At 64.1% G+C, this 2,261-nt stretch carries 2 protein-coding genes; both read left to right on the forward strand.

Annotation, left to right across the window (positions count from 1 at the left end; translation table 11 throughout):
* On the forward strand, positions 1 to 707 hold a 707-nt coding region (locus ACK1VC_RS28865; protein ID WP_449118189.1), incomplete at its 5' end, for a phosphopantetheine-binding protein.
* A gap of 11 nt (positions 708 to 718) precedes the next feature.
* On the forward strand, positions 719 to 2,261 hold a 1,543-nt coding region (locus ACK1VC_RS28870), incomplete at its 3' end, for a condensation domain-containing protein (protein WP_449118190.1).

Below are 2,261 nucleotides of genomic sequence, written 5' to 3' on the forward strand. Positions count from 1 at the left end.
CGCGTTATCGGGCGGACGGGGTGATCGAGTACAAGGGCCGTCTCGACCACCAGGTGAAAATCCGCGGCCTGCGCATCGAACTGGGCGAGATCGAGACACGTCTGCTCGAGCACCCGAGCGTGCGCGAGGCGGTGGTGCTGGACATCGACGGGCCCGGTGGCAAGCAGCTGGCGGGGTATCTGGTGGTCGGCGAAGCACCGGCCGACCCGCAGCAGCAGAACGCACTGCGCAGCGAACTGCGCGAGCACCTCAGGCACGGGCTGGCCGACTACATGGTCCCGACCCACCTGCTGTTCCTTGAGCGCCTGCCGGTAACGGCCAACGGCAAGCTGGACCGCAAAGCCCTGCCCAAACCCGACGCAAGCGTGCTGCAGGACAGCTACGTGGCCCCGCGCAGCGAGCTGGAGCAACAGATTGCGACGATCTGGGCCGAGGTCCTGAAACTCGACCAGGTGGGCGTGACGGATAACTTCTTCGCCCTGGGCGGCCATTCGCTGTCTGCCACCCAGGTGATCGTACGCGTTCGTGAGGCGACGGGCATCGACGCCACCTTGAAGGCACTGTTCGAACAGCCCCGGCTGGAGGATTTCTCACGCTGCCTCGAAGAGAAAAATCAGCAAATCGATCCGATTCAGGCAGAACTGGCTAAATCGCTAGAGGCGCTCAAACGTCTAACCACGGAGGAAATTGATGAACTGATTTCATAGGGGATACATCAGTGCAAGCGTTGCTCGACTCCGTCAAATCGTTGTCCACCAAAGAGCGTCACGCTCTGGCCATGCTCCTGAAGCGTCAGGGAATCAACTTGTACGGAGTCGCGCCGATCCCTGCGAGGGCGCCGGAGGAGGTCCTGGCACTGTCCTACGCCCAGCAGCGGCAGTGGTTTCTCTGGCAGATGGACCCCCAGGGCAGCGCTTACAACATTCCGGTCGCCCTGCGCCTGAAGGGCGATCTCGACCTCAAGGCGTTGCAGGCCAGCTTCGACGGCCTGATCGCTCGACACGAAACCCTGCGCACTACCATTCACCTCGACGGTGACCAACCGGTGCAGGTGATTCACCCCGAGGCACCCTTCGCGCTGGTGATCGAAACGCTCAAGGGCATCGGTGCCGATGCCACTGCGGCACTCAAGGCTTGGGTGGAGCAGGAAGTTCAACAGCCATTCGACCTGGAGCAAGGCCCCTTGCTGCGGGTCAAGCTGCTGCGCCTGGCGGCGGATGACCATGTGCTGGTCCTGACCTTGCACCACATCGTCTCCGATGGCTGGTCGACACCGATCATGGTCGACGAGCTGGTGCGTTTCTACGAAGCTGCCAGATCCGGGCAGGCACTGCGACTGCCGGCGCTCCCGGTGCAGTATGCCGACTACGCGTTGTGGCAACGGCAATGGATGGAAGCGGGCGAGCGCGAAAAGCAGCTGGGCTACTGGACGGCGCGGCTGGGGGACGAACAACCTGTGCTCGAATTGCCGCTGGACCGCCCGCGTGGCTCGGTGCAGAGCCCGGCAGGCGCGCGCTTCGACGTCACCCTCGCCGATGCGCTGGCGGACGCGCTGAAGCTGTTGGCCAAGCGCCAGGGCGTGACCCTCTTCACGTTGCTGCTGGCAAGCTTCCAGGCCCTGCTGCACCGCTACAGCGGGCAGAACGATATCCGCGTCGGCGTCCCGATCGCCAACCGCAATCGCAGCGAAGTCGAGGGCCTCATCGGCTTCTTCGTCAACACCCAGGTGCTCAAGGCCGAATTCGACCTGACCACCACCTTCGATGCGCTGGTCGAGCAGGTGCACCAGGCCGGGCTCGGCGCACAGGCGCATCAGGACCTGCCGTTCGAGCAACTGGTCGAAGCCCTGCAGCCAGAGCGCAGCCTCAGTCATAGCCCGTTGTTCCAGGTGATGCACAACCACGCCAGCGAGGGGCGTGGCCAAGCACGGCATCTGCCAGGCCTGACCCTGGAGGCGCTCGACTGGGAAATCCATACCACCCAGTTCGACCTGGCCTTGAACACGCTCGAGCATGAGCACGGCATCGGTGCGTTCCTGACCTACGCCACCGCGCTGTTCGACGAAGCCACCATCGCCCAGCTCGCCGGGCACTGGCAGGGCCTGCTGGCCGCCATCGTCGCCCAGCCGCAGCAGCGCATCGCCGAGCTGCCACTGCTGAATGACACCCAGCAACAACAGGTGCTTCACGACTGGAACCGCACCCAGGCCGATTACCCGGTCGAGCAGTGCCTGCAGCAACTGATCGAAGCCCAGGTCACCG

This window comes from Pseudomonas sp. XP2 (assembly GCF_053557975.1).